Below are 25837 nucleotides of genomic sequence, written 5' to 3'. Positions count from 1 at the left end.
TTCGTCTACCCTGACTTGTCCGCATCATGGAAAGGCTTATTCCCAAATCGTATGAAAAAGAATGAAACAATTCTTTTTGGGTGTATGAAAAACTCATTACCCTGCAGGGACCAAATCAACTGCGATTAGACGAAGGTAGTAGACACACAAGGTTACGATTGACTTGGTAGTCACTATCTGGCGCTAATCGCGCATCTGTGGATCGAGGGCGTCAGACCCGAGACCAAAGAAATACAAAAATTAGAAATGAGAGGAGCGGTACATGAAGAAGTCAACATTGGCGTTGGCCGTAGCTTTGGCTGCGGTTGCCCAGCAGGCAAACTCCGCCGGTTTCATCGAAGACAGCAAGGCAACACTGGGGCTGCGTAACTTCTACATCAACACAGATAACCGCGATGGTCACCGTGGCACTTCCAACTCGGCGAGCAAAAACGCTGAATGGGGCCAGGGCTTCGACCTGCGTTTCATCTCGGGTTACACCCAAGGCACCGTCCAATTTGGTGTTGACGCAATCGGCCTGTACGGCGTGCGCCTCGATTCCAGCCATGCAGAACATGGTAACTACACCGGCACCGCTTCCGGCGGTACCGTGTTCCCAAGCGATGGCAACAAAGCCGTCAACGATTACGCCAGCCTGGGCGTGACCGGTAAGGTGAAAATCTCCCAGACCGAACTGAAGCTGGGCACCTTGCAGCCTAAGCTGCCGGTTATCGTGACCAACGATGGTCGTTTGCTGCCGCAAACCTTCCAAGGTGGCCAGATCACTACCAACGACATCAAGGATTTGACCCTGGTGGCCGGTCAGGTGGAGAAGGCCAAGGGCCGTAACTCCAGCAACAACGAAAACCTGTCGATCGGTGGCGCCAACGGTAGCTCCAACTACAACGCCGGCAAGTTCAGCAACAAGTTCTACTACGCCGGTGGTGACTACAAGCTGACCAAAGACCTGACTGCCCAGTACTACTACGGCAACCTGGAAGACTTCTACAAGCAGCACTTCCTGGGTCTGACCCACAACTGGGCAATCGGCCCGGGCGTTCTGAAGTCTGACCTGCGTTATTTCAACAGCTCGGACGATGGCAAGAACGGCGACACCGCCGCTTACTACTCCAGCGGTAACTACAACAACTTCAACGCCGGTAAAGGCAAGGTCGACAACAACCTGTACAGCGGCCTGTTCCTGTACACCGTTGCCGGTCACACCTTCGGTGGTGGTTACCAGGTCAGCAATGGCAGCAGCGACTTCCCTTGGTTGAACCAGGGTGACGGCTCGTCGGCTTACATCACTACCGACATGCAGATCCAGAAGTTCGCCCGTGCTGGCGAGCGTACCTGGCAAGCTCGCTACGCCTATGACTTCGCAAAAGTCGGTGTACCTGGCCTGACCGCTGGTGTTGTTTACCTCAAAGGTAGCGACATCGACACTATCGCCAACAACGCTGGTCGCGCCGAAACCACCGGTCAATCCGAGTGGGAACGCGACATCACCGTTGCCTACGTGATTCCAGAAGGCCCGCTGAAAAACCTCGGCTTCGCCTGGAAAAACGCTATGTGGCGTACCGATCTGGCGAACACCCGTTCCCAGGACGAAAACCGTCTGATCGTCAGCTACTCGCTGCCACTGTTCTAGTAGCGTGAAGCTGTTGTAAGTGTGTAATGCCTTGCCCGGTGCAACACCGGGCAAGGTGTCTTGCTTTCAAGTCGGGCTAAACCCCCGCAAGCCCTTCCTGAACCCCTCTTTGTACAGCGTCTCAAGGCCTTCTCGAACCTTGGAAACGATGGTGCTCCTCGCCTTCGGATACGTCCAATGAACAGATTTTTAATATTCCTTTATCGTCTAGATAAATCGATATTTATTCTTTTTAAATAATCCACAATCCATGCACAGTGGGCTCCATAAGCACTCACCAGGAGCCACACCATGAGCCTAAGACTGGGCGATATCGCCCCCGACTTCGAACAGGATTCCAGCGCCGGCAAGATTCGTTTCCACGAATGGCTGGGCGATAGCTGGGGTGTGCTGTTTTCCCACCCGGCGGATTTCACCCCGGTGTGCACCACCGAGTTGGGTTTCACCGCCAAGCTCAAGGACGAATTCGCCCAGCGTGGCGTCAAGGCCATCGCCCTCTCGGTCGACCCGGTGGATTCGCACCACAAGTGGATCGAAGACATCAACGAAACCCAGAACACCCTCGTCAACTTCCCGATCCTGGCCGATGCCGATCGTAAAGTGTCCGACCTGTACGACCTGATCCACCCCAACGCCAGTGACACGCTCACGGTGCGCTCCTTGTTCGTGATCGACCCGAACAAGAAGATCCGCCTGACCATCACCTACCCGGCCAGCACCGGGCGCAATTTCCACGAAATCCTGCGGGTCATCCACTCGTTGCAGTTGACCGACAACCACAAGGTCGCCACGCCCGCCAACTGGCAGGACGGCGATGAAGTGGTGATCGTGCCGTCGCTCAAGGATGAGGAGGAGATCAAGAAACGCTTTCCGAAGGGGTATCGCGCGGTGAAGCCGTACCTGCGCCTCACGCCACAACCGAATCGCTGATCACATAGCAGGGGTTTTGAGGCCGTTTCGACGGCCTTTTTTTTCGCCTGCGATTTCATATCTCGTATATGCATTTAAAGAATAAACACATGAAAAAATAAGATTTAAAGATATATGAATCTGCTGATAAGGTCTGTTCCATCTTGGCGATATCGTCACACAGCGAACCGCCGACACCTGCTCAAGGAATTCCTGCATGTTGGTCGTAACACTTGGAGGCAGTCCCAGCCAGCGTTCCCGCTCCGGGGTGTTGCTGGATAAAACCCGTCAGTGGTTGCAAGACAAAGGCGTAGAAGTGGTGAGTTACCAGATACGGGACTTCCCGGCTGAAGACCTGCTGCATGCACGCTTCGACAGCCCCAAGGTCATCGACCTGTTGCAGCAAGTGGCTAACGCTGATGGCCTGGTGATCGCCACGCCGGTCTACAAGGCTTCGTTTTCCGGTGCGCTGAAAACCGTGCTGGACCTGCTGCCCGAGCGCGCCCTGGCCCACAAGATCGTGTTGCCGATGGCTACCGGTGGCAGCATCGCCCACATGCTGGCGGTGGACTACGCCCTGAAGCCAGTACTGTCGGCGTTGAAGGCCCAGGAGTTGCTCCACGGCATCTTTGCCGAAGACAGCCAGATCGCCTACGGCGAAGGCAGCGCCCAGGCGCAACTGGTGCCGGTACTTGAACACCGTTTGCACGAAGCCCTGGAAACGCTCTACGGCGCCATGGCCCGTCGCCCGAAACCGCTGGACCCCCATGTGTTGAATGAACGTTTGTTGAGTGCTCGCTGGAGCATTTAAGCCACACCGAAATGTAAAAAAACTCACCTTACTCAGCCGCCAACGGCCAAGCAGGTGCAGCCAACCCCCTGAACGCACTATTTGGAGAGAGCGCCATGCGCACTGTCATCTTGCGTCGTGGTCTGGTCGCACTGTTTGCTGCGGCTGTGTCCTTCGGCGCCATTGTTCAAGCCCAAGCCGCCGAGACCCTGCGGATCGGTTATCAGAAATACGGCACGCTGGTGCTGCTCAAGGCCAAGGGCACCTTGGAAAAACGCCTGGCTGCCCAAGGCGTGAACGTGCAGTGGACCGAGTTCCCTGGCGGCCCGCAATTGCTCGAAGGCCTGAACGTCGGCTCCATCGATTTTGGCGTGACTGGCGAAACCCCGCCCGTCTTCGCACAGGCCGCCGGTGCCGACTTGCTCTACGTCGCCTATGAACCACCCGCACCGACCAGCGAAGCGATCCTGGTGCCGAAAGATTCGCCGATCAAATCCGTGGCCGAACTCAAGGGCAAGAAAATCGTCCTGAACAAAGGCTCCAACGTGCACTACCTGCTGGTACGTGCCCTGGAAGACGCCGGCCTGAAATACACCGATGTGCAGACCGTGTTCCTGCCGCCCGCCGATGCGCGTGCGGCCTTCGAGCGCGGTAGCGTGGACGCCTGGGTGATCTGGGACCCGTACCAGGCCGCCGCCGAGAAACAACTGCAAGCCCGCACTCTGCGTGACGGCACCGGTATCGCGGACAACCACCAGTTTTACCTGGCGACCAAGCCCTACGCTGAAAAACACCCTGAAGTGGTCAAGGCGCTGATCGAAGAAGTGCGCGCCGTGGGCGAATGGTCCAAGGCCAACCCGCAGGAAGTGACTGAACAAGTCGCACCTCTGCTCGGCCTGCCAGCCGACATCACCCTGACCTCGGTGAAACGCCAAGGCTATGGCGCGCTGTTCCTGACGCCGGAAGTGGTGGCCGCCCAGCAGAAAATCGCCGACAGCTTCTACCAGCTCAAATTGATCCCCAAGCCCTTGAACATCAAGGACGTGATCTGGACACCACCCGCCGCCGTGGCCAAAGCGCCGTAATTCGACTTCTTCAGGAGACAACTCCATGAGCCTCAATATTTTCTGGTTCCTGCCTACCCACGGCGACGGCCATTACCTTGGCACCGCCGAAGGCGCCCGCGCCGTTGACCACGGTTACCTGCAGCAAGTGGCCCAGGCCGCTGACCGTCTGGGTTTCGGCGGGGTGCTGATCCCTACCGGCCGCTCCTGCGAAGACTCGTGGTTGGTGGCGGCCTCGCTGATCCCGGTGACCCAGCGTCTGAAGTTCTTGGTCGCCCTGCGCCCCGGGATCATTTCCCCGACGGTGGCCGCGCGTCAGGCCGCGACCCTGGACCGGCTGTCCGGCGGGCGTGCCTTGTTCAATCTGGTCACCGGCGGTGACCCGGAAGAATTGGCCGGCGACGGCTTGTTCCTCAGCCACGAAGAGCGCTATCAGGCCTCGGTGGAATTCACGCGCATCTGGCGCCGTGTGCTGGAAGGCGAAACCGTGGATTACGACGGTGAGCACATCAGCGTCAAAGGCGCCAAGTTGCTGTATCCGCCGATCCAGCAGCCGCGTCCGCCGCTGTATTTCGGTGGTTCTTCCGAGGCGGCCCAGGACCTGGCGGCCGAGCAAGTGGAAATGGTGTTGACCTGGGGCGAGCCGCCTGCCGCGGTTGCGGAAAAGATCGCACAGGTGCGGGCCAAGGCCGAGAACCTCGGCCGTACCCTGCGCTTCGGCATTCGCTTGCATGTGATCGTTCGTGAAACCAACGAAGAGGCGTGGAAAGCCGCCGACAAATTGATCTCCCATGTGGATGACGACACCATCGCCCGCGCCCAGGCCTCGTTGTCGCGCTTTGACTCGGTAGGCCAGCAACGCATGGCCGCGTTGCACGGCGGCAGCCGCGACAACCTGGAAGTCAGTCCCAACCTGTGGGCCGGCGTCGGCCTGGTGCGTGGCGGTGCAGGCACCGCGCTGGTGGGTGATGGCCCAACCGTGGCGGCGCGTGTGAATGAATACGCCGCGCTGGGCATCGACACGTTTATCTTCTCCGGCTATCCACACCTGGAAGAGTCCTATCGCGTCGCGGAGCTGCTGTTCCCGCACCTGGATATCGAACGTCCCGAATTGCCGAAAAGCGCCGGCTACGTCAGCCCGTTCGGTGAAATGGTCGCCAACGACATCCTTCCCAAAGCTGCGTCGGCGAGCTGAGGCAGCCCATGAACTATGAAAAATTGAGTCATCGCGTGGCGCCTTGGGTGCTGCCGATTTTGTTACTCGCGGTGTGGCAGTTGTCGGTGTCGGCGGGTTGGTTGTCGACCCGCATTCTGCCGGCGCCCAGTGCCGTGATCGCCGCCGGTGTCCACTTGGTCGCCAGCGGTGAAATCTGGACTCACCTGGCCATCAGTGGCTGGCGCGCGGGCCTGGGTTTCGTGATCGGCGGCAGCATCGGCCTGGCCCTGGGCTTTATCACGGGTCTGTCGAAGTGGGGCGAACGCCTGCTGGACAGTTCGGTGCAGATGATCCGCAACGTGCCGCATTTGGCGCTGATTCCGCTGGTGATCCTGTGGTTTGGCATTGATGAGACGGCGAAGATTTTCCTGGTCGCCCTCGGCACGCTGTTCCCGATTTACCTCAACACCTACCACGGCATCCGCAACGTCGACCCGGCGCTGGTGGAAATGTCGCGTAGCTACGGCTTGTCCGGGTTCAGCCTGTTCCGCCAGGTGATCCTGCCGGGCGCGCTGCCATCGATTTTGGTGGGCGTGCGCTTTGCCCTGGGTTTCATGTGGCTGACGCTGATCGTGGCGGAAACCATCTCCGCCAGTTCCGGTATCGGTTACCTGGCGATGAACGCCCGCGAATTCCTGCAAACCGACGTGGTGGTACTGGCCATTGTCATGTACGCGATCCTCGGCAAGCTGGCCGATCTGGCGGCGCGCGGTCTGGAGCGTGTATGGCTGCGCTGGCATCCGGCGTATCAAGTAAATAAAGGAGGTGCGGCATGACAGCTCAACAACCCCCGCGCCTGCTCAAGGGCATTCCCCTCGCGGTCCGCAAGCTGCGCAAGGCCTTTGGTGCGCGCGAAGTGCTCAAGGACATCGACCTGCACATCCCGGCCGGGCAATTCGTGGCTGTGGTCGGGCGCAGTGGTTGCGGCAAAAGTACTTTGCTGCGCCTGCTGGCTGGCCTGGATAAGGCCAGCGGCGGCGAACTGCTGGCCGGTTCCGCGCCCTTGAGCGAAGCGATTGAAGACACGCGGTTGATGTTCCAGGAGGCGCGCCTGCTGCCCTGGAAAAAGATCATCGACAACGTCGGCCTGGGCCTTAAAGGCAATTGGCGCCCCAAAGCGTTGGAAGCCCTGGAAGCGGTCGGCCTGGCCGAGCGCGCCAATGAATGGCCGGCGGCGCTGTCCGGCGGGCAGAAGCAACGCGTTGCCCTGGCCCGTGCGCTGATCCACCAGCCGCGCTTGCTGCTGCTGGATGAGCCGTTGGGTGCGCTGGATGCTTTGACCCGTATCGAGATGCAGCAACTGATCGAAAACCTCTGGCAGAAGCACGGCTTCACCGTGTTGCTGGTGACCCACGACGTCAGCGAAGCCGTGGCGATTGCCGACCGGGTGATCCTGATCGAAGACGGCGAAATCGGTTTGGACCTGATCGTCGACCTGCCACGCCCACGCGCCCGCGGCTCACATCGCCTGGCCGCACTGGAAGCTGAAGTGCTCAACCGTGTGTTGTCCCTGCCGGGCTCACCGCCGGAACCTGAACCTGTTTCACCGCTGCCTACGCAATTGCGCTGGGCTCAATAACTCACTTGTCCTACGAAGAGAGAACGACATGACTATTAAAGCGATCAACGTGCGTAACCAGTTCAAAGGCACCATCAAGGAAATCGTCGAAGGCGACGTGCTCTCGGAAATCGACGTGCAGACTGCGTCCGGTATCGTGACATCCGTGATCACTACCCGCTCGGTCAAAGAGCTGGAACTGGTGATCGGCAGTGAGGTGATTGCGTTTGTGAAATCGACTGAGGTGTCGATCGCTAAGTTGTGATCACAGGGCCGCCATCGCGGGCAAGCCCGCTCCCACATTTTGATGTGTGAATACAGTCAAATGTGGGAGCTGGCTTGCCTGCGATGAGGCCAGTCCAGCCACCAAAAAACTCAGCGCTTGGGTAGGTAAGCCGGCAAATACAGCCCCACATACGCATCAAACACCCGCATCCCTTCCTCCGCCATGCGCGGCGTGATCAACCCATGCTGATGCACCGAGCGTGCATACACGCGGTCGCTCAGCTCCAGGGCCAACGCAAACACGTCCACATCATTCGGTAGCGTCGGCACTTCAAAGTGACGGTTGAACACCGTGAGCATCAAATCGCCCAATTCCAGATCGTGCTGACGATCCGCCTGGGTCACTTCCGTCAGCCCATGCTGGGCCAGGATCAACTGGCGAGCGGCGGCATCCTGATCGTAGACCGTGAGCATGCGCTGCTCGACGATGCAGGACAGGTCGCGCCAATGCTTGAGTGAGTCATGGTCGATGGGTGCCTGGATAGCGGCCCGGAATGCGCCGTGAACGTCAGCGGTCAAGGCTTCCAACAACGCCGGCACACTGGCGAAAAAGTGATACACCGACGACGGCGGGATCTGCGCCCGCTCGGCCACGCTATAGATCGACAAACTCGCCACGCCTTCGGCGGCCAGCAAAGTGCGGGCGGCGTCGAGGATCGCGTCGATCCGGGCCTGGCTGCGGGCGCGGGGTTTGCGAGGGGCGGCGGGGCGGGTGGTCATGGAAGTCTCCTACAAGGCAGCGGGCATTGTATTAGAGAACACCACAAAAAATGCCGCAGGCCATTCAGCCTGCGGCATTCTTTTATTGCAGCCGCCGTTTAGACGGTATGCAGGTACCAGTTGTACTCAAGGTCGGAGATGGAGTGTTCGAACTCCTCCAGCTCACTTTCCTTACAGGCGACGAAGATATCGATGTATTTAGGATCGATGTACTTGGCCATCACCTCGCTGTCATCCAACTCGCGCAGGGCATCGCGCAGGTTGTTTGGCAGGCTTTGCTCGTTTTGCTCGTAGCTGTTGCCTTCCACCGGTGCGCCAGGCTCGATCTTGTTGGTCAGGCCGTGGTGCACGCCTGCCAGGACCGAAGCCATCAGCAGGTAAGGGTTGGCGTCGGCGCCGGCGACACGGTGTTCGATACGTACGGCGTCGGACGAGCCGGTCGGTACGCGAATCGCCACGGTGCGGTTATCCAGGCCCCAGCACGGCGAGTTCGGCACGTAGAACTGTGCGCCGAAACGACGGTAGGAGTTGACGTTGGGGCACAGGAACGCCATTTGGGCGGGCAGGGTCTCGAGCACACCGCCGATCGCGTGACGCAATGCGGCGTTCTGCTCGGGATCCTCGCTGGCAAAGATGTTCTTGCCGTCCTTGTCCAGAATGGAGATGTGTACGTGCAAACCGTTGCCTGCCTGGCCTGGGTAAGGCTTGGCCATGAAGGTGGTGTCCATCTCATGGTCGTAGGCGATGTTCTTGATCAGGCGCTTGAGCAGTACCGCGTAGTCGCACGCCTTGATCGGGTCGGCGACGTGGTGCAGGTTCACTTCGAACTGCGCCGGGGCACTTTCCTTGACGATGGCGTCGGCCGGGATGCCTTGCTCTTTGGCACCTTCCAGGATGTCCTGGAGGCAGTCGACGTATTCGTCGAGGTCGTCGATCAGGTAGACCTGTGTCGAGTGCGGGCGTTTGCCGGAGATCGGCGAGCGGGGCGGTTGTGGTCGGCCGTTCACGTTCTCCTGGTCGATCAGGTAGAACTCAAGCTCGAAGGCGGCGCAGATGGTCAGACCGAGGTCGTCAAATTTGCTTACAACTTGGCGGAGCACTTCGCGCGGATCGGCGAAGAAAGGTTCACCTTCAAGTTCGTGCATGGTCATCAGCAGTTGCGCGGTAGGGCGCTTTTGCCACGGCTCATTGCACAGGGTGTCGGGGATCGGATAACAGATTCGGTCAGCATCACCGATGTCCAGGCCCAGACCGGTGCTTTCCACCGTAGAGCCGTTGATATCCAGGGCAAATAAAGAGGCAGGCAGGTTAATGCCCTTCTCGTAAACCTTGTGGAGGCTGGTGCGTTCGATGCGCTTGCCGCGCACCACACCATTCATATCCGCAATTAGAAGGTCTACGTACAGAACCTCAGGATGATCCTTAAGGAACGCGTTCGCTTCGTTAAGCTGAACGGCACGCGGGGGTACCGACATGATGCAACACCTTTGTTGTTAAAAATATCAATCATTGATCTTTTCTGGTTTCAGTCAACCCGAACGGCATGCCGAAGTCAAGCGAGGCCTTTTTTGCCCTAAAAAAGCGCTGCGATGGCTTTTTTGGGGCTTTTTGGGGCGGTTTTTCGGGTTTGAGGGACTTGGGACTAGCAGGCTTGAGCGGCCCGTGTTGTATTTTTTACGGGGGTGTTGTGTAAAAAAATGAACAAGGCTAAGCTCGATTCAAACCCATAACAGCAATAATACCGGGGTGCTTCATGTTTCACCTGCCGCCCAACGGCGTCTTGGCCTGCTTCAGCCAGGCTGTGTCATCCGTACTTTCCTCCCGCGTGAATGCCCGCGCACCGGCCAATATTCTTGACGCCCGGGCCGACCTCTTTTTTGCCTCCTCATTTGCCACCGAACGGCCTGCGCCTCGCATGCTGCTCAAGATTGCGCACAACTTTGGCGTGAGGAATGCAACGCTGCAGCAAATGGCAGGTAAGCTCCTACCCTGAATGAAAAAACGACGCGGATGCTGCGTCAACCAACGCCTGGCCTTTAATGGACGCCAGGAAACCCAGCCCAGAGGCATTTATGAGTAACAACCTCGACCAGCTCACCGATTGGTTGAAAGACCACAAGATCACAGAAGTCGAATGCATGATTGGCGACCTCACCGGCATCACCCGGGGCAAGATCTCGCCGACCAACAAGTTCATCGCCGAAAAAGGCATGCGCCTGCCCGAGAGCGTTCTGTTGCAGACCGTGACCGGCGACTATGTCGAAGACGACATCTACTACGAATTGCTCGACCCGGCCGACATCGACATGATCTGCCGCCCCGACCAGAACGCGGTGTACCTGGTGCCCTGGGCCATCGAGCCTACCGCCCAGGTGATCCACGACACCTACGACAAGCAAGGCAACCCGATCGAGCTGTCGCCGCGCAACGTGCTCAAGAAAGTCCTCAAGCTCTATGCCGACCGCGGCTGGCAGCCCATCGTGGCGCCGGAGATGGAGTTCTACCTGACCAAACGCTGCGAAGACCCGGACTTCCCGCTGCAACCGCCGATTGGCCGTTCCGGTCGCCCGGAGACTGGTCGCCAGTCCTTCTCTATAGAAGCCGCCAACGAATTCGACCCGTTGTTCGAAGACGTCTATGACTGGTGCGAACTGCAGGAGCTGGACCTCGACACCCTGATCCACGAAGACGGCACCGCGCAGATGGAAATCAACTTCCGTCACGGCGATGCGCTGTCCCTGGCCGACCAGATCCTGGTGTTCAAGCGCACCATGCGTGAGGCCGCGCTCAAGCACAACGTGGCCGCCACCTTCATGGCCAAGCCTATGACCGGCGAGCCCGGCAGCGCGATGCACCTGCACCAGAGCATCATCGACATCGCCACCGGCAAGAACGTCTTTTCCAATGAAGACGGGACCATGAGCCAGCTGTTCCTCAACCACATTGGTGGCCTGCAGAAATTCATCCCTGAATTGCTGCCGCTGTTTGCCCCCAACGTGAACTCGTTCCGCCGCTTCCTGCCCGACACCTCGGCGCCGGTCAACGTGGAATGGGGCGAAGAAAACCGCACCGTCGGATTGCGTGTTCCGGATGCCGGCCCGCAGAACCGCCGTGTGGAAAACCGCCTGCCGGGCGCCGACGCCAACCCATACCTGGCGATTGCCGCCAGCTTGTTGTGCGGCTACATCGGCATGGTCGAAGGCCATAACCCGAGCGCGCCAGTGGTGGGTCGTGGTTACGAGCGACGCAACCTGCGCCTGCCGTTGACCATCGAAGACGCCCTGGAACGCATGGAAAACAGCAAGACCATCGAGAAATACCTGGGTCAAAAATTCATCACAGGCTACGTCGCGGTCAAGCGGGCCGAGCATGAAAACTTCAAGCGCGTGATCAGTTCGTGGGAGCGGGAATTCCTGCTCTTCGCCGTCTGATGCGCCGGGCGCGCCCTTTAAACGGCGCGCCCTTCACTGAAAAGTCTAGGAGATTGGTATGTCCAGCAACAACCCGCAAACCCGTGAATGGCAAGCCTTGAGCAGTGAGCACCACCTGGCGCCGTTCAGCGACTTCAAGCAATTGAAAGAGAAAGGCCCACGGATCATCACCAAAGCCCACGGCGTCTACCTGTGGGACAGCGAAGGCGACAAGATCCTCGACGGCATGGCCGGCCTGTGGTGCGTGGCGATCGGTTACGGTCGCGATGAACTGGCTGACGCCGCCGCCAAGCAGATGAAAGAACTGCCTTACTACAACCTGTTCTTCCAGACCGCTCACCCGCCGGTGCTGGAACTGGCCAAGGCCATTTCCGACATTGCGCCCGCCGGCATGAACCACGTGTTCTTCACCGGTTCCGGCTCCGAAGGCAACGACACCATGTTGCGCATGGTCCGCCACTACTGGGCGATCAAGGGCCAGCCGAACAAGAAAACCATCATCAGCCGCAAGAATGGCTACCACGGCTCCACAGTAGCCGGCGCCAGCTTGGGCGGCATGACGTATATGCATGAACAGGGCGACTTGCCGATCCCTGGCATCACCCACATCGCCCAGCCTTACTGGTTTGGCGAAGGCGGCGACATGAGCCCCGAAGAGTTCGGCGTGTGGGCCGCCAACCAGTTGGAAGAAAAGATCCTGGAACTGGGCGTGGACAACGTCGGTGCCTTTATTGCCGAGCCGATCCAGGGCGCCGGTGGCGTGATCGTACCGCCGGCCACCTACTGGCCGCGCATCAAGGAAATCCTCGCCAAGTACGACATCCTGTTCATCGCCGACGAAGTGATCTGCGGTTTCGGCCGTACCGGTGAGTGGTTCGGTAGCGACTTCTACGACCTCAAGCCGCACATGATGACCATCGCCAAGGGCCTGACCTCGGGATACATCCCCATGGGCGGCCTGATCGTGCGCGATGAGGTGGTGGACGTCCTTAATGAAGGCGGTGATTTCAACCACGGTTTCACCTATTCCGGTCACCCGGTTGCCGCCGCGGTGGCGCTGGAAAACATCCGCATCATGCGCGATGAAAAAATCGTTAACCGTGTCCACGACGAAACGGCACCGTATTTGCAGAAACGTCTGAGGGAATTGGCGGATCATCCGCTGGTGGGCGAAGTGCGTGGCGTGGGTATGCTCGGTGCCATTGAACTGGTGCAGGACAAAGCCACCCGCAAGCGTTACGAAGGCAAGGGCGTCGGCATGATCTGCCGTACGTTCTGCTTCGAAAATGGCCTGATCATGCGCGCCGTGGGCGACACCATGATCATTTCGCCACCGCTGGTGATCAGCAAGGCAGAAATCGACGAGCTGGTGACCAAGGCTCGCCACTGCCTGGACCTGACTTTGGCGGCATTGCAGGGCTAAGTGCTAGGCTCAGAACGCAGCGGCTTCGGGCGCTGCGTCTGAGTGGTTATAAAAATGGGGGCATTGGTTGAAAGCCGGCCCTCGAACTTGCCAGACTGTCGCCCTGTTTTGTTGCCCTTTGGCTGGGCCTCGAAACATATGAAGCTTGTGGCCCAAAAAAGAAAAAATTGGAGCATCACCAAATGAAGGCATTAGGTTTGAAGAACGCTGGCAAGACCCTCCTCGCCTTGTCCCTGATGGGCGCAATGGCGGGCGCGGCCCAGGCTGACGATAAAGTGCTGCACGTCTACAACTGGTCCGACTACATTGCACCGGACACCATCGCCAACTTTGAAAAAGAGTCCGGCATCAAGGTGGTGTACGACGTTTTCGACAGCAACGAAACCCTGGAAGCCAAGTTGCTGGCAGGCAAGTCCGGTTACGACATCGTCGTACCGTCGAACAACTTCCTCGCCAAGCAGATCAAGGCCGGTGTCTACCAGGAACTGGACAAGTCCAAGCTGTCCAACTATGACAACCTGAACAAATCCCTGCTTAAAGCCGTGTCGGTCAGCGACCCGGACAACAAGCACGCCTTCCCGTACATGTGGGGCTCGATCGGCATCGGCTACAACCCGGAGAAGGTCAAGGCCGCGCTGGGCGTGGACAAGATCGATTCGTGGGACGTGCTGCTCAAGCCAGAGAACATCGCCAAGCTGAAAAGCTGCGGCGTGAGCTTCCTCGATTCGCCAACCGAAATGCTGCCGGTGGCGCTGCATTACCTGGGCCTGCCGACCGACACCCAGAAGAAGGCCGACCTGAAGCAGGCTGAAGACCTGTTCCTGAAAATCCGTCCTTCGATCGGCTACTTCCACTCGTCCAAGTACATCTCCGACCTGGCCAACGGCAACATCTGCGTGGCCGTGGGTTACTCGGGTGACATCGAACAGGCCAAGTCCCGCGCGGCTGAAGCCGGTGGCAAGGTCAAGGTGGCCTACGACATTCCGAAAGAAGGCGCTGGCAGCTTCTTCGACATGGTCGCCATCCCTAAAGATGCCGAGAACGTCGACGCCGCGTACAAGTTCATGAACTACCTGCTCAAACCGGAAGTCATGGCGGCGATCACCAACAGCGTGCACTTCCCGAACGGTAACGAGAAGGCCACCGCACTGGTCGACAAAGAAATCACCAGCGACCCGGGCATCTACCCGCCAGCGGACGTACAGGCCAAGCTCTATGCCATTGCTGACCTGCCGGCTGCCACCCAGCGTGAAATGACACGCAGCTGGACCAAGATCAAGTCCGGGAAATAACCGGTCTTTGTTAACCACCGTGCATGGCGCGGTGGTTATCGAAACAATTAAATGACAGAAAGTTTTGCCGGATCGGTTTATCGAGGGTAAGTTGCGCGCCGGTTTTGTTGCCGGGCAACAACTTTGGGCCCAACTATTTAAGAGGACCTCCACTTGCCAATTTCTTTATTTCGCAAAGCCATGCTGGTGGGTGCAGGTATCACGCTGACGTTGAGCGTGCAGGCCGCACCGACAGTGCATATTTATAACTGGTCGGATTACATCGGCACCGACACCCTGGCCAACTTTGAAAAGGCCAGCGGCATCAAGCCCGTGTATGACGTGTTTGATTCCAACGAAACCCTGGAAGGCAAGCTGCTGGCCGGGCGTACCGGCTACGACGTGGTGGTGCCGTCCAACCACTTCCTGGGCAAGCAGATCAAGGCCGGGGCGTTCCAGAAGCTCGACAAGTCATTGCTGACCAATTACGCCAACCTCGACCCGGCGCTGCTCAAGCGCCTGGAAAAGAATGACCCCGGCAACCAGTACGCCGTGCCGTACCTGTGGGGCACCAATGGCATCGGCTACAACGTCGATAAGGTGAAGGAAGTGCTGGGCGTCGACCATATCGATTCCTGGGCGGTGCTGTTCGAGCCGGAGAACATGAAGAAGCTGGCGACCTGCGGCGTGTCGTTCATGGACTCGGCGGATGAAATGCTGCCGGCGGTGCTCAACTACATGGGCCTGAACCCCAACAGTACGAACCCGGATGACTACAAGAAGGCCGAAGAGAAGCTGCTGAAAGTGCGGCCGTACGTGACCTACTTCCATTCTTCCAAATACATCTCGGACCTGGCCAACGGCAACATCTGCGTGGCGGCGGGTTTCTCCGGTGATGTGTTCCAGGCCAAGGCCCGTGCGGCCGAGGCTGGCAAGGGCGTGAACATCGCCTACACGATTCCCAAAGAAGGCGGCAACCTGTGGTTCGACGTGCTGGCCATCCCCAAGGATGCCACCAACGTCAAAGAGGCCCATGCCTTCATCAACTATTTGCTGCAACCTGAGGTGATCGCCCAGGTCAGTGATTACGTCGGTTATGCCAACCCTAACCCAGGGGCGGACAAACTGATGGAGCAATCGATACGCACGGACGAAGCGGTTTACCCACCGCAGGCGGTACTCGACAGGACCTTTGTCAACTTCGAGCTACCCCCGAAAGTGCAACGTTTGATGACCCGTAGCTGGACCAAGGTCAAGACGGGCAAATAAAGCTTTAACGCTCAAACTATCCTGGGTTCGCCTGCATCGGGCGAACAGCAATTTTGTTGGGAGTTTCGTAAATGGCAGTTGCCTCCGGCGCCTATAAGAAAGCCCTCGAAGGGGACCAGACACCGAAGAAGGTGCTGGTCAAAATCGACCGGGTCACGAAGAAGTTCGACGAGACGATTGCCGTGGACGATGTGTCCCTGGAAATCAAGAAAGGCGAGATCTTCGCCTTGCTCGGCGGTTCGGGTTCGGGCAAGTCCACCTTGCTGCGCATGCTCGCAGGTTTCGAGCGTCCGACTGAAGGGCGTATCTACCTCGACGGCGAAGACATCACTGACATGCCGCCCTACGAGCGGCCGATCAACATGATGTTCCAGTCCTACGCCTTGTTCCCGCACATGACCGTGGCGCAGAACATCGCCTTCGGCCTGCAACAGGACAAGATCCCCAAGGCTGAGGTCGACGCCCGCGTGGCCGAGATGCTCAAGCTGGTGCAGATGAGCCAGTACGCCAAACGCAAACCGCACCAGTTGTCCGGTGGTCAGCGTCAGCGTGTGGCCTTGGCCCGTTCCCTGGCCAAGCGCCCGAAACTGCTGCTGCTCGATGAGCCCATGGGCGCCCTCGACAAGAAACTGCGTTCGCAGATGCAGCTGGAACTGGTGGAAATCATCGAGCGCGTCGGCGTGACCTGCGTGATGGTGACCCACGACCAGGAAGAGGCCATGACCATGGCCGAGCGCATCGCGATCATGCACCTGGGCTGGATCGCCCAGATCGGCAGCCCGATCGACATCTACGAAACGCCTACCAGCCGCCTGGTGTGCGAGTTCATCGGCAACGTCAACATCTTCGATACCCAGGTGGTAGACGATGCCGAAGGCCATGCGGTGCTCAAGTGCGCCGACCTGGACCGCGACATCTACGTGGGCTACGGCATCGCCACGTCGGTGGAAGACAAGTCGGTGACCTACGCGATTCGCCCGGAAAAACTGCTGGTCACCACCGAAATGCCGACCTGCGAACACAACTGGTCCAGCGGCAAGGTGCACGACATCGCCTACCTGGGCGGCCACTCGGTGTTCTACGTGGAGCTGCCGAGCGGCAAGCTGGTGCAGTCCTTCGTCGCCAACGCCGAACGCCGTGGCCAGCGGCCAACCTGGGGTGACCAGGTCTACGTGTGGTGGGAAGACGACAGCGGCGTGGTACTTCGCTCATGAACATGAAGAAGCTCAAGCGCCGCCTGCAACGAATAACGCCCAGTGGCCGTCATGCGGTCATTGGCATTCCCTTCCTGTGGCTGTTCCTGTTCTTCATGCTGCCGTTCTTCATCGTCCTGAAGATCAGTTTTGCCGAAGCCGACGTTGCGATCCCGCCGTACACCGAGATCTACACCTTCGTTGAGCAGAAACTGCAGTTGGTGCTCAACCTGGGCAACTACGCGATGCTCGGCGACGACGAGTTGTACATCGCCGCGTACCTGGGCTCGCTGAAAATGGCGTTCTTCAGCACGCTGTTGTGCCTGCTGATCGGCTATCCGATGGCCTACGCCATCGCCAGCGCGCGCAAAGAGATGCAGACCGTGCTGGTGCTGCTGATCATGATGCCGACCTGGACTGCGATCCTGATCCGCGTGTATGCGTGGATGGGCATTCTCAGCAACAACGGCTTGCTCAACGGCTTCCTGATGTCCATCGGGTTGATCAACGAGCCGCTGCAGATCCTCAACACCAACATCGCGGTGTATATCGGCGTGGTCTATTCGTACCTGCCATTCATGATCCTGCCGCTGTACGCCAACCTGGTGAAACACGACCAGAGCCTGCTGGAAGCCGCATCCGACCTGGGTTCGAGCACCTTCAACAGCTTCTGGAAGATCACTGTACCGCTGTCCAAGAACGGCATCATCGCCGGCTGCATGCTGGTGTTCATCCCCGTGGTGGGCGAGTTCGTGATCCCGGAACTGCTGGGCGGCCCGGAAACCCTGATGATCGGTAAAGTGTTGTGGCAAGAATTCTTCAACAACCGTGACTGGCCGGTGGCGTCTGCCCTGGCGGTGGTGATGCTGGCGATCCTGATCGTGCCGATCATCCTGTTCAACCGCAGCCAAGCCAAAGAGATGGAGGGCAAGATATGAAGCGCTTCAGATTCTCCAGCTTTATGCTGGTGGCGGGGTTGTTGTTCATCTACCTGCCGATGTTGATCCTGGTGATCTACTCGTTCAACGAATCCAAACTGGTGACGGTATGGGGCGGTTGGTCGATCAAGTGGTACGTGGGCCTGCTGGACAACACCCAGTTGATGGGCTCGGTGGCACGCTCCCTGGAAATCGCCTGCTACACGGCGGTGGCCGCGGTGGCGTTGGGTACGCTCGCGGCCTTCGTGCTGACGCGCATCAGCCAGTTCAAGGGTCGCACGCTGTTCGGCGGCCTGGTGACTGCGCCGTTGGTGATGCCGGAAGTGATCACCGGTCTGTCGCTGTTGCTGCTGTTTGTGGCCATGGCGCAGATGATCGGCTGGCCCCAGGAGCGTGGCATCGTCACCATCTGGATCGCCCACACCACGTTCTGTGCGGCGTACGTGGCGGTGGTGGTGTCGGCGCGCTTGCGTGAGCTGGACCTGTCGATCGAAGAAGCGGCAATGGATTTGGGTGCGCGGCCGTGGAAGGTGTTCTTCCTGATCACCATCCCGATGATCGCGCCGTCGTTGGCGGCGGGCGGCATGATGTCGTTCGCGCTGTCGCTGGATGACCTGGTATTGGCCAGCTTCGTGTCGGGGCCGGGTTCCACCACCTTGCCGATGGAAGTGTTCTCGGCAGTGCGCCTTGGGGTTAAACCCGAGATCAACGCCGTGGCCAGCCTGATCCTGTTGGCGGTGTCGCTGGTGACCTTCCTGGTGTGGTTCTTCAGCCGTCGAGCTGAAGAGCACCGCAAGAAAGCTATCCAGCAAGCCATCGAAGAAGCGGCGGCGGATGGTTGGCAGCAGCCGGACAAGCGTCGCGCGCCTGCACCGGTCTAACGGGCGCAACGCGGTAAAAAATGTGGGAGCTGGCTTGCCTGCGATAGCGGTGTATCAGTCGACAGATGAGTCGACTGACACGGCCTCATCGCAGGCAAGCCAGCTCCCACAGTGGTTTTGTGGTGTTTATAGGGTTGTGTTTCAGGCAACCCAAGGGGATTTACGAATCACCTCCACAAAATTCATCGGCTTGAACCCCGGCTCCTGATCCACCAACACATCCGTCTTCACGTTGCCAAACGTGGTCTGCGGACGATGGCGCAAGCCGTCGGCAAACGCGCAGATAATGCACTCCTTGAACCCTTCGCCGCGTGGATGCGCATGCACCACGGCTTCGCGCTGCACGCTGGAAAACGCGGCGTAGTCCATGCCCAGCACGTCCATTTCTACACCGGCCGTCACCAGCGCCACGGTCGGACGCAGATGCTGCGGCACGCCCGGTGTGGTGTGCAGGGCGATGGACAGCCACACTTGTTCGATGTCGTCATCGCTCAGCCCGTAAGGCTTGAGGAAGGCCGCCGCCGCGTTGGCGCCGTCGACTTCGAAACGCTCGTTGTCACTGCGGTGGCCTTCCACCAGGCCCAGGTCATGGAACATCGCGCCGACGTAGAGCAGCTCCGGGTTGTAGGCGAGCTGCTTGCGTTCGCCGCTCAACGCGCCGAACAGGAAGACCCGGCGGGAGTGGTGGTAGAGCAGGTCGGATTCGACGTCGCGGATGTATTCGGTGGTGGCCTTGGCCAAGGCGCTGTCCGGGATCTGGATGCCGGCGATGGTGGTGCTCATGGTCGTTCTCCTCAACAAAGCGCCGGGGGTGGCGCCGATGAGACCAGTCTGGTCGCGTGCCCGCGAAGGGGCTATGGCGGCGAGGATGCGATCCCGGCCAATGTGCCGCTACATCGTGCCAAGTGGCATGTTGGTGGGTGATTCGCTAGGGTGAAGCGGTCGTCTACCGTCGATTCATCACAAGGTTATTTCCGACCATGGGCAAAACCGTCGCCATCCTGATCTTCCCCGGCGTCCAATCACTGGACGTGACCGGCCCCATGGACGTGTTCTGCGAAGCCAACCGCTTTCTACCGTCGCAAGACCATTACCAACTGGACGTGATCGGCTTCGGCCACGGCAGCATGGCCGCCTCCAACGGCCTCGCGTTGCAGGCCCACCGGCATTACAGCGAAGCGCTTGAGCCCTACGACCTGCTGCTGGTCGCTGGCGGCCCGCAGTTACCCTTCGAAGACTTCGGCGCCGAGTTCGATGACTGGCTGCGCGGCGCCACTGCCCGTGCGCAACGCTTCGGCTCGATCTGTAATGGCGCCTTCATGCTGGCGCGCGCCGGGCTGTTGGATGGAAAAACCGTCACCACCCACTGGAATGACGCAGCGGACCTGGCGCGCTTGTGCCCCACGGCTCAGGTCGACGCTGACCGCCTCTACGTACAGGACGGCAACCTCTACACCTCGGCCGGGGTCACGGCGGGCATCGATCTATCGCTGTATTTGCTGGCCCAGGATCACGGCCCGGAAGTCGCGTTGAGTGTGGCCAAGCGCCTGGTCGTGTTCACCCAGCGCTCGGGCGGGCAATCGCAGTTCAGCCCGTTCCTGACACCTCATGCCGAAACCACCTCGGCGGTGGCGCTGGTGCAGTTGTACGTGTTGGCGAACCTGACGGGGGATTTGACCATTGCCGACCTGGCCAAGGCGGCCAATATGAGCGCGCGCAATTTCTCCCGGGTGTTCGCCCGCGAGGCGCGGATCACACCCGCGGAGTTTGTCGAGCGGGCGCGCGTAGACGCGGCGCGGGTCATGCTTGAAAGCAGCCCCGCACCGCTCAAGACGGTCGCCTATCAATGCGGCTTTCGCGACGCCCAGCACATGCGCAGTGTGTTCAACCGCCGGCTGGGCGTGACGCCGCAACAATTCCGGCTTAACTTTGCGGCGCCGGTTTGAGGGTGTCGTAGGCTTCCAGCGCGCGCAGCGAGTAGATGTACGCCGCGCCCGCATTCAGTGAGATGGCGGTGGCCAGGGTTGCCGCGACTTCTTCGCGGGTGGCGCCGGCCTTGATCGCCGCGTCGGCATGCACGCCGATGCAGCCATCGCAGCGCGTGGTGATGGCCACGGCGATGGAGATCAGTTCACGGGTCTTGGCGTCGAGCACGTTGTTTTCTTCGGCGGCTTCGCCCAGCGCCATGTAGGCTTTGACCATCTTCGGGTTGCTCTTGCCCAGCGCGCCAAAGGCTTTCTTCACGGTAGGCAGCAAGTCGGACCAGTTATTGAACATTGCGGTAACTCCTGAACAGGTGTGGTGGGTGTGAAGCCAGTCTCTTCCGTTCGGGGGTGGCGTTATTGTTCAATCCGCTCATCTTTTTGACCGATGCTCGCAAATGAATTCGATCGACACGCTCATCGCGCTGGCCAACCTGCGCGGCAGTCTGGATCTACGCTGTCAATTCCAGGGGGACTGGGCCCTGGACCACGCGCCGGAGAGCCTCGGCGTGGCGCCTTACCACATCGTGCTCAGCGGCAACTGCCGTGCCGAGTTGTCGGGCGGGCAGCAGGTGACGCTGGAGGAGGGCGATATTCTGCTGATGCCCGGCGGCGCTACCCATTTATTACGCAGCCAGGGCGCGCGCATCCGGCCGATGCAGCCCACGGTGATCGAGGGTGGCCTGCTCCCGGTGCATCGCCTGGGCGGCGACCGGCCGGAGCTCGACATGCTTTGCGGCAGCTTCCACTACAACCGCCAGTCGTTGCTGCTCGGCGCGTTGCCGGAGTACCTGGTGGTGTCCAGTCGCGAGTGGCAGGGCGACGGCCAACTGGCAGCGTTGATTGCTCTGCTGCGCAGTGAAGCGGACAGCCAGCAACTGGGCGCGCGCTCCTTTATCGATGCGTTGTCGTCGGCGCTGTTCACCCTGATCCTGCGCACCTGGCTGGCGCGCCAGGCGCCCGTGGCCGGTACCTTCGCGCTGCTTGCCGATAAGCGCCTGAGCAAGGCCTGGCAGGCGATGCTGGCCGATCCGGGGCATGAGTGGACCATCGACAGCCTGGCGGCGACTGCGATGATGTCACGCGCCACCTTCATGCGTGCGTTCGTGAAAGTCGCGGGCGTTTCGCCGTGGGTGCTGCTGACCCAGTTGCGCATGGAGCTGGCCTTCAACCTGTTGCGCCAGTCGCACCTGAGCCTGCTGGATATCGCCGCCCAGGTGGGTTACCAGTCCCAGGCGGCATTCAGCAAGAAGTTCAAGGAAACCTATGGCGAGGCGCCGGGGCGCCTGCGGTCATCGGGCGGGTAGCAGCTTGAGGGTGCCACGGGTGTTGGCGGTGACTTCCTCGTCGGTGAAGTGCGCCTGTTCGTAGCCGCCTTCGATGTAGGTTTCTGCCTGGTCGCCGTAATGCCGGTCAAACGGCACCCCGCTTTGGCCGACCGGGTTGATGGTCAGCGCGTGAGCCGCGTCGGCGAAATCGATCAGACGGCGGGTCGAAGGCCCGTAGGTCACGGGCCAGGGTGCCGGGCCGATGTTGGCTGACTGGTTGTTCGGCACTTCGTGGGTGCCCGGCGCCGGGAACGGGCCGACATTGACGATCAGGTCCAAGGGTTTCTGCGAGCCCAGCGGGTGACCGTGGGTCAGGGTATGGGCCTTGCCCCATTGCCATTGGCTTGGGTCATCGCCGAAGGTGGCCTTGAGGTGTGCGAGGCTGTTGTCCCAGGCGAGCTTGACGATGTCGGCGCGCTTGCCGTCCCACCACGGCGAATCCGGCGCGGCGGCCAGGCGTGGCAGGGCGGCGTCGATCACGCGGGTGCCGAGCAGGGTCTTGAACATGCCGTCGCCGAGTTTCGGATGGAAGGCGGCGTCGGCCAGGTTGAACAGGAACTGGTTGAACAGCGTGGCGCTGGTCGAGTCCAGCGGATAGTCACCCTTCCAGCTTGCAAGCTGCTCCACCAGTTTCAACTGCGCCGGGTCCTTGACCACCTCACGCAGCACCGGCAACAGCGGCGCCAGCAGGCGCGGGCCGAAGGCGGTGGTGGTGCCGAGCTGCAAGGCCTGGCTGTTGTTCACATCCCACTTCACGCTCTTGTCGCTCAACTGCGCGTTCAACTGTTGGCCGCGATCGGCCAGGTTGTAGTAACCGGGAATCTCCATGCCGGTCGGCGAGACCGGCTGGGCATTGGCTGACACCACGTAGCCGCGCGCCGGGTTTTCTTCCTGGGGGTTGGCGCTGAAGGGATAAAAGCCCAGCTTGTCGGCCTGGGCGGTACTGCCGTCAAGGATAAACCCGGCGTTGACCCCGGCTGGCCGGATTGGCAACTGCGCCGCCGCCCACCAGCCGATATCGCCCTTGGCATTCGCCCATACAATGTTCAGCCCCGGCGCCGACACCTTGGCCGCCGCCGCACGGGCCTTCACCAGCGTGTCGGCGCGGTTGAGCTGGTAGAAGCCCTCAAGGATCGGGTTCTGGGTATCGAGGAAGGCCCACCACATGGCAATCGGCGTCTTGCCGGCGTTTTCGCCCAGCACATCATTGATGATCGGGCCGTGGGGCGATTGGCGCAGGGTCAGCGTCACCGGCGCCTGGCCCTTCACTGCGATCTGTTGCTCGGTGCTGCTCATGTCGACCCACTGGTCGTGATACCAGACCTGGTTGGGGTTGTCCGGGTTGACCTTCTCGGCGATGAGGTCGAGGTCATCGTTCTGGAACATGGTCAGGCTCCAGCCGAAATCCAGGTTGTGCCCCAGGAACGCCACCGGCACCAGTGCATTGTGATAGCCATACAGCTCGAAACCCGGCGCCGACAACTGCGCCTCGTACCACACCGACGGCACTGAGAAACGGATGTGCGGGTCGCCGGCCAGTAACGGTTTGCCGCTTTTGGTGCGGTTGCCGCTGATGGCCCAGGCGTTGCTGCCTTCGAACTGCGGCAGGCCGTTGTCGGCCAGGGCCTGTTCGCTCAGGGAGGCGAGGGCGCCGAGGGCCTGCCAATCGCTGGTGGCGAGGTTGAGGGCGCCTTTGGGTTGCCAGTCCAGGTCAAAGACTTTCAGGTAGTCGCTGCCCAGTTGGTCGCGGATGTAGGTCAGCACGGGCTCGGTACGAAACGCGGCGGCAAAGCTGTAGGCCATGTACCCGGCGACGCTGATGGTGTCCTCGGCGGTAAACGGCCGCTTGGGGATGCCCAGCACGTCGAACTCCATCGGGCTGGCGTGGCTGTCCTGATACTGGTTGATTCCGTCCAGGTAGGCTTGCAGCGCCTTCCAGTGCGCCGACTCGTGGTCGAGTTGCGCCACATAGGTGGCCGCACGGTCGCGAATGCGCAGGCTGCGGAACAGCTTGTCGGTCTCCAGCACCTTGGGCCCCAGCACCTCGGCCAGTTCGCCTCGGGCCAGGCGCCGCATGATCTCCATCTGGAACAGGCGGTCCTGGGCGTGCACGTAGCCCAGGGCGCGGTACAGGTCGGTTTCGTTCTCGGCTTGGATGTGCGGCACGCCACGGTCGTCGTAACGCACCGTGACCGTGCCTTGCAGGTTGGCCAGTGTGACCGTGCCCTGACGGGTGGGCTGCTTGCTGTACAGGTACCAACCGGCGCCGAGGGCGACCAGCACGACAAGAACCGCGAAAACCCGCAAGACGCGCTTCATGAACATTCCTTACCAAGAGTGGGGTGGCGAGCTACGAGCCTTTTGGCCACGAACAATAGCAGCCCACCGCCAGGGTGTGCGTGGCATTTACCTCACGTCCTGTTTCAAGGGCCTTCAAGATCGGCTCAATAAAACTGTTGCTGGAATTGCACGTGAGGCCTTCGCTGTAGGGCCCGAAGTACGCGAGCTTGCCGCTGCGATCCCAGATACCCACGGCCGGGCTGGCCGGCACCTGCTCGGCGCCGGGCAGGGCAGTGAGGGTTTTCATGCTGCGCAGGTTGTCGGGCAGTTGGCCGTGGCTGCCGGTTTTTTGCAGCGCGTAGAACTCGACGCCTTGGGGCGCGTACTGCTCGATCAATTCGCCCAGGTGCTGCTGGTTGCCGACGTTGCACGGGCAGGCCGGGTCCCAGAAATGCACCAGGCGGATCGGGCCGGGGCCGGCGAGGTCGGCAGGCAGCTTCAACGGGTCGCCGGAAAACACCGCCGTGTGCTCGCTGAAGGCGCGCAGGTAGCGGCCCTGGAACCAGTCATACGCCGCCCACAGCACGCCAGCGCAGATCACCAGGATCAGGCTCGCGAACAAGGCGGTGCGGTAGGGCTGTCGCATTCAGATGTATCCTCGAAGGTCGCGTAGCTTGCCATGCTTGTCCTGACAGATGAATATCGCAGCTCGATATTCATCTTTGCCGCAAGTCTGGAAGCCTTTATGCCCGTTACCTTTGACCCTGATCATCTGCGCGAAAGCTTGCGGCCCCTGGTGGACGCGCAACCGCTTTCAGCCGAGGCGCGGGTCTACCAGCGTTTCTACGGGCTGGACCAGGCCGCGAGTCGCCTGGGGCGTTTCGAGGTGGAGGGGTTTGAGGTGGTGGCCCAGGTGTGGTGGCCGCAATCGCCGGTGGCGACGATGTTCATGTTCCACGGCTTCTACGACCACATGGGGCTGTACCGTCATGTGGTGAAGTGGGCGCTGGAGCAGGGCTTCGTGGTGATCGCCTGCGATTTGCCGGGGCATGGCCTGTCCAGCGGTGCGCGCGCCAGCATCGATGATTTTGCGGTGTATCAACAGGTGGTGAAGGCGCTGTTTGCCCAGGCGCAAGCACTGCAACTGCCGCAACCCTGGCACCTGTTCGGGCAAAGCACCGGCGGCGCGGTGGTGGTGGATCACCTGCTCAATCATGGCGACGACAGCCCGGCCCAGGGCAAGACTTTTCTGTTGTCACCGCTGGTGCGGCCGCGTGCCTGGGGATGGTCGCAGGTCAGCTACTACCTGCTGCGCCCGTTCGTCAAAGGCATCGCACGGCGATTCAGCGAAAACACCCACGACCCGGCATTCAAGCCGTTCCTGGAAGCCGACCCGCTGCAACCGCGCCAACTGCCGACTGCCTGGGTGGGCGCTTTGGCGCGCTGGATCAAACGCATCGAAGCCGCACCGCGCAGCACCCGGCGGCCGGTGATCGTTCAAGGCGAGGAAGACATGACGGTGGACTGGCAGCACAACCTGCAGGTGTTGCGCGGCAAGTTCGACCAGCCCGAGGTGTTGATGCTGCCGCGTGGCAGGCATCATCTGGCCAATGAGATTCCGGAGATTCGCGAGGTGTATTTCAAGTACCTCACCGACCGTGTGTGATGG

General features: G+C 60.3%; 25 protein-coding genes. 19 read left to right on the top strand and 6 right to left on the bottom strand.

Annotation, left to right across the window (positions count from 1 at the left end):
- Positions 1-262: 262 nt before the first annotated feature.
- From ACP7BX_RS07935 to ACP7BX_RS07900, 8 genes are all read left to right on the top strand, one after another.
- Positions 263-1630, top strand: a complete 1368-nt coding sequence (locus ACP7BX_RS07935) for an OprD family porin (RefSeq protein ID WP_314529608.1) — start codon at positions 263-265, stop codon at positions 1628-1630.
- Positions 1631-1921: 291 nt separating this feature from the next.
- Positions 1922-2560 (top strand): peroxiredoxin, encoded by a 639-nt coding sequence (locus ACP7BX_RS07930; protein WP_426127202.1) that lies wholly within the window; start codon positions 1922-1924, stop codon positions 2558-2560.
- Positions 2561-2756: 196 nt separating this feature from the next.
- Positions 2757-3350: an NADPH-dependent FMN reductase gene (ssuE, locus tag ACP7BX_RS07925; protein WP_015886424.1), complete on the top strand. Its 594-nt coding sequence runs from the start codon at positions 2757-2759 to the stop codon at positions 3348-3350.
- A 95-nt stretch (positions 3351-3445) separates the two neighbouring features.
- Positions 3446-4414, top strand: a complete 969-nt coding sequence (locus ACP7BX_RS07920) for a sulfonate ABC transporter substrate-binding protein (protein WP_016978990.1) — start codon at positions 3446-3448, stop codon at positions 4412-4414.
- Between the two features lie 25 nt (positions 4415-4439).
- Entirely contained in the window at positions 4440-5588 is a 1149-nt protein-coding gene (gene ssuD, locus ACP7BX_RS07915; RefSeq protein WP_133075504.1) for an FMNH2-dependent alkanesulfonate monooxygenase, read from the top strand.
- Positions 5589-5596: 8 nt separating this feature from the next.
- Positions 5597-6385 (top strand): aliphatic sulfonate ABC transporter permease SsuC, encoded by a 789-nt coding sequence (gene ssuC / locus ACP7BX_RS07910; protein ID WP_016978992.1) that lies wholly within the window; start codon positions 5597-5599, stop codon positions 6383-6385.
- Complete coding sequence (ssuB, locus tag ACP7BX_RS07905) at positions 6382-7188, top strand: aliphatic sulfonates ABC transporter ATP-binding protein (RefSeq protein ID WP_016978995.1); 807 nt, start codon at positions 6382-6384, stop codon at positions 7186-7188. Before ssuC ends, ssuB begins: the two co-directional genes overlap by 4 nt.
- A 28-nt stretch (positions 7189-7216) precedes the next feature.
- Complete coding sequence (locus ACP7BX_RS07900) at positions 7217-7432, top strand: TOBE domain-containing protein (protein ID WP_003213899.1); 216 nt, start codon at positions 7217-7219, stop codon at positions 7430-7432.
- 110 nt (positions 7433-7542) lie between these two features.
- Here the strand turns inward: ACP7BX_RS07900 and ACP7BX_RS07895 are convergent, their stop codons facing one another.
- On the bottom strand, positions 7543-8172 hold the full coding sequence (locus tag ACP7BX_RS07895; protein WP_314529597.1) for a TetR/AcrR family transcriptional regulator: 630 nt from the start codon (positions 8170-8172) through the stop codon (positions 7543-7545).
- 98 nt (positions 8173-8270) lie between these two features.
- Entirely contained in the window at positions 8271-9647 is a 1377-nt protein-coding gene (locus tag ACP7BX_RS07890) for a glutamine synthetase family protein (protein WP_003213894.1), read from the bottom strand.
- Between the two features lie 278 nt (positions 9648-9925).
- Between ACP7BX_RS07890 and ACP7BX_RS07885 the strand changes: the two genes are divergently transcribed.
- From ACP7BX_RS07885 to ACP7BX_RS07850, 8 genes are all read left to right on the top strand, one after another.
- A complete protein-coding gene (locus tag ACP7BX_RS07885; protein ID WP_033897563.1) occupies positions 9926-10165 on the top strand; it encodes a hypothetical protein in 240 nt (79 codons plus the stop codon).
- A gap of 79 nt (positions 10166-10244) precedes the next feature.
- Positions 10245-11603, top strand: a complete 1359-nt coding sequence (locus ACP7BX_RS07880; RefSeq protein WP_028618371.1) for a glutamine synthetase family protein — start codon at positions 10245-10247, stop codon at positions 11601-11603.
- Between the two features lie 58 nt (positions 11604-11661).
- Positions 11662-13026: an aspartate aminotransferase family protein gene (locus ACP7BX_RS07875; RefSeq protein ID WP_426127206.1), complete on the top strand. Its 1365-nt coding sequence runs from the start codon at positions 11662-11664 to the stop codon at positions 13024-13026.
- 197 nt (positions 13027-13223) lie between these two features.
- The gene (locus ACP7BX_RS07870; protein WP_033897598.1) at positions 13224-14318 is read left to right on the top strand and encodes a polyamine ABC transporter substrate-binding protein; all 1095 of its coding nucleotides are present in this window, start codon (positions 13224-13226) and stop codon (positions 14316-14318) included.
- Positions 14319-14471: 153 nt separating this feature from the next.
- On the top strand, positions 14472-15566 hold the full coding sequence (locus ACP7BX_RS07865) for a polyamine ABC transporter substrate-binding protein (RefSeq protein WP_010207338.1): 1095 nt from the start codon (positions 14472-14474) through the stop codon (positions 15564-15566).
- Between the two features lie 71 nt (positions 15567-15637).
- Positions 15638-16780, top strand: coding sequence for an ABC transporter ATP-binding protein (locus ACP7BX_RS07860; RefSeq protein WP_033897564.1), 1143 nt, complete (start codon positions 15638-15640; stop codon positions 16778-16780).
- Positions 16777-17697: an ABC transporter permease subunit gene (locus ACP7BX_RS07855; RefSeq protein ID WP_016979002.1), complete on the top strand. Its 921-nt coding sequence runs from the start codon at positions 16777-16779 to the stop codon at positions 17695-17697. Before ACP7BX_RS07860 ends, ACP7BX_RS07855 begins: the two co-directional genes overlap by 4 nt.
- Positions 17694-18578 carry an ABC transporter permease subunit gene (locus ACP7BX_RS07850; protein ID WP_003195236.1) on the top strand — a complete coding sequence of 295 codons (885 nt, stop codon included), beginning with the start codon at positions 17694-17696 and terminating at the stop codon, positions 18576-18578. Before ACP7BX_RS07855 ends, ACP7BX_RS07850 begins: the two co-directional genes overlap by 4 nt.
- A gap of 141 nt (positions 18579-18719) precedes the next feature.
- On the opposite strand, the gene ACP7BX_RS07845 is transcribed toward ACP7BX_RS07850, so the two are convergent.
- Positions 18720-19361: an HD domain-containing protein gene (locus ACP7BX_RS07845; RefSeq protein ID WP_058426491.1), complete on the bottom strand. Its 642-nt coding sequence runs from the start codon at positions 19359-19361 to the stop codon at positions 18720-18722.
- Between the two features lie 197 nt (positions 19362-19558).
- On the opposite strand from ACP7BX_RS07845, the gene ACP7BX_RS07840 reads away from it, so the two are divergent.
- Positions 19559-20524, top strand: coding sequence for a GlxA family transcriptional regulator (locus ACP7BX_RS07840; protein ID WP_426127209.1), 966 nt, complete (start codon positions 19559-19561; stop codon positions 20522-20524).
- Here the strand turns inward: ACP7BX_RS07840 and ACP7BX_RS07835 are convergent.
- A complete protein-coding gene (locus ACP7BX_RS07835; RefSeq protein WP_016973032.1) occupies positions 20502-20855 on the bottom strand; it encodes a carboxymuconolactone decarboxylase family protein in 354 nt (117 codons plus the stop codon). The genes ACP7BX_RS07840 and ACP7BX_RS07835 overlap by 23 nt on opposite strands.
- Before the next feature lie 103 nt (positions 20856-20958).
- On the opposite strand from ACP7BX_RS07835, the gene ACP7BX_RS07830 reads away from it, so the two are divergent.
- Positions 20959-21867 (top strand): AraC family transcriptional regulator, encoded by a 909-nt coding sequence (locus ACP7BX_RS07830; protein ID WP_426127212.1) that lies wholly within the window; start codon positions 20959-20961, stop codon positions 21865-21867.
- Here ACP7BX_RS07830 and ACP7BX_RS07825 read toward each other — a convergent pair.
- Together ACP7BX_RS07825 and ACP7BX_RS07820 are read right to left on the bottom strand one after the other, a co-directional pair.
- Positions 21853-24207, bottom strand: a complete 2355-nt coding sequence (locus ACP7BX_RS07825) for a penicillin acylase family protein (RefSeq protein WP_426127214.1) — start codon at positions 24205-24207, stop codon at positions 21853-21855. The two genes, ACP7BX_RS07830 and ACP7BX_RS07825, sit on opposite strands and share 15 nt — an antisense overlap.
- A gap of 31 nt (positions 24208-24238) precedes the next feature.
- Complete coding sequence (locus tag ACP7BX_RS07820) at positions 24239-24814, bottom strand: DUF6436 domain-containing protein (RefSeq protein ID WP_426127216.1); 576 nt, start codon at positions 24812-24814, stop codon at positions 24239-24241.
- A 99-nt stretch (positions 24815-24913) separates the two neighbouring features.
- On the opposite strand from ACP7BX_RS07820, the gene ACP7BX_RS07815 reads away from it, so the two are divergent.
- Positions 24914-25834, top strand: a complete 921-nt coding sequence (locus ACP7BX_RS07815) for an alpha/beta hydrolase (RefSeq protein ID WP_426127218.1) — start codon at positions 24914-24916, stop codon at positions 25832-25834.
- Positions 25835-25837 lie beyond the last annotated feature (3 nt).

This window comes from Pseudomonas sp. DWP3-1-3b3 (assembly GCF_049896305.1).
GTDB lineage: Bacteria > Pseudomonadota > Gammaproteobacteria > Pseudomonadales > Pseudomonadaceae > Aquipseudomonas > Aquipseudomonas azotoformans_A.
This window is presented reverse-complemented; position numbering and strand designations above follow the sequence as displayed.